At 40.0% G+C, this 2,404-nt stretch carries 2 protein-coding genes; both read right to left on the bottom strand.

The annotated features are described in order from the left end of the window. Window positions 1-268 precede the first annotated feature (268 nt). A complete protein-coding gene (locus LI149_RS14905; RefSeq protein ID WP_029730642.1) occupies window positions 269-1,444 on the bottom strand; it encodes an IS91 family transposase in 1,176 nt (391 codons plus the stop codon). Continuing rightward, window positions 1,441-2,289, bottom strand: coding sequence for a site-specific integrase (locus LI149_RS14900; protein WP_147567931.1), 849 nt, complete (start codon window positions 2,287-2,289; stop codon window positions 1,441-1,443). The genes LI149_RS14905 and LI149_RS14900 overlap by 4 nt, the downstream gene beginning before the upstream one ends. Window positions 2,290-2,404: the final 115 nt, after the last annotated feature.

Below are 2,404 nucleotides of genomic sequence, written 5' to 3'. Positions count from 1 at the left end.
AAATCGTTAAGGAAAGAATCGAAGGTGGTGCAAACGAAAAAGCAGTATTGAGACTTTTCATTAACTGCCCTTTCGTTTGCATCAATTTCGATTTTTTCTGGTTGAACAAAGCGCGTCAACTCTATATGGACTTTTAATTCTGACACTCTATTTATAATAGGATAGCGTGTACACATAGAAACACATAGAATTTATCATTCAGTCCTGTATTATGACACCAGAAATAAGCCTCCCTAAGGAAGCTAAAAAAATATACAGTTATGATACGTTAACAGAGCATATGTGGTTTTGGTTTTATAAAATGTTGTTCTGTAGGCAGAGGAATAATCTTACCACCACAGGAAGAACACTTGCATATATCTTTGTGATAAAGAAGACGGATAATGGCAGGTGCATCCATATCTTTCAGCTTGGAAATATATTTTTTGCAACCAAGGATGTTTCTGCATAGGGTAATCTTTTTCTTCTTATTTCTGGATGAAAGAAGACCATAGTGCCTGATACGTACAAAACGTTTTGGAGGAACATGCATTAAAAATCGACGGATAAATTCCTCGCCGGATATGGTGATCTCTTTCCAAAGCCCTTGGTTTTTGTAATCTTTAGCAGAAAAAGTAACTGTAGATTCTGTCATGTCTTTGATACGGTAGTTGCTGATAGCAATCCGGTGGGTGTATTTTCCAAGGTATCTGATGACAGATTCGGCACCGTCAAATGGTTTCTTGCAATAAGGAATCCATTCCTTTGTATAGCAGGTATTTAACAATTCCTTGAAAGTATAGTAGTTTTTGTAAGGTGCAGCCGATCCATGAAATTCAAGCCTGTCATTTTCCCAGAGCTGCTTAAGTTCAGCCATGTATTTTCCACGAAACGTTTTTGAGATTACCTTAATCGGAAGGAAAAAATCTTTCCCATTGTCTTTCCAATGATTTTTCACATCCAGCCCTCCACCAAGAACAATCGCATGGATATGAGGATGAAAATTCATGGTACTTCCCCATGTATGGAGGATACAAATATAGCCGATATCAGTCCCAAGATATTTACTATCAGCAGCAAGTTCACTGAGAGTATCTGAAGCCGCATGATAAAGAGCAGTATATAAGAATTTCTGGTTGCTGTAGATAATGGGATTGAGTTCTTCTGGAACTGTAAAAACCACATGGAAATAAGGAGCATCTAAGATATCCTCACGCCGTGCATCTACCCACTTTTCCTTTGGAAACTCCTGACACATAGGACAGCATCTGTCACGGCAGGAGTTATAGTGGACTGACATGCAGCCGCAGTCCTCGCATACGCTTACATTCACACCAAAGGCACCGGTTTTGCAATTCATGATGTGATAAGCGGCCTTTCGCTGAGCGGGAGAAATACTATGTGTGGATTCAAAAGATGGATAAAAACGATGAAAAACATCCTGAATCGTACAATCCTTACTCATGATTCACCACCTTCCGGGTTGTCGAACGGGCTGCGGATCCCAAGAAGTGTCTTGTTGCTCACATGAAGGTAAACATCTGTAGAGCGAGGATCAACATGTCCCAGAAGTGACTGGATATATTTTATATCTGTGCCACTTTCGAATAAGTGGCTGGCAAAACTATGACGACATGCATGAGAGGAAACATGACGGGTAATGCCGGCGAGTTTAGCACTTTTCTTAAAGAACTGGTTAACACCGGTTATATCAAGATATCCACCGGTCCAGGAACTTGGGAAAAGGATATCTTTGGGGCGACCACATTTGTACCAATACTCAGTGAGAAGGTCTAAATTTTTTTGAGACAGAATCGTATACCTGTCAATTCTGCCTTTGGTTTCACGAACATGAATTGTCATGTTGGTACGGGAAATGTCATCATAATGGAGATGAACGACCTCCGATACACGTAATCCGGAAGAATACATAGTTGCAATAATCGCTTTATGCTTCAGATTCGGAGTGGCGTCAATGATTGCATTTATTTCATCGCGGGATAGAACGGCAGGAAGATTTCGCTCTCTTTTCATAGCTGGAACAGTGTCATCATCCCAGAGAATCTTCAGCACCTTTTTATATAAGAACTTGATTGCAGACCGATAGTGATTGTGAGTTTCAGGAGACCTGCCTTCCAGACGTTTTGCAGTAAGAAAACTTTCCGCATCTTCAAGTGTAAGATCAGAAACATTTTTTCCGATCCAACGAAGGAAGTAACTGACATCCGAGCAATACAGTTGAATCGTTCTTTCACGCAGGTTACGTTTTTCCGCTTCATTGCGGATGGATTCAAAAATATCTTTATACATAATAAAACCTCCAGAATAAGTAGTGTTAATAATTACATCTACCTATTCGGAGGTGCATTAGCGTCATAATTCCGATTGCGGAAGAGACTGGAAAATGTTATTCTTATCATAGGCA

Source organism: Dorea sp. 210702-DFI.3.17, from assembly GCF_020560825.1.
In the GTDB taxonomy this organism is placed as follows: Bacteria; Bacillota; Clostridia; order Lachnospirales; family Lachnospiraceae; genus Dorea; species Dorea formicigenerans.
This window is presented reverse-complemented; position numbering and strand designations above follow the sequence as displayed.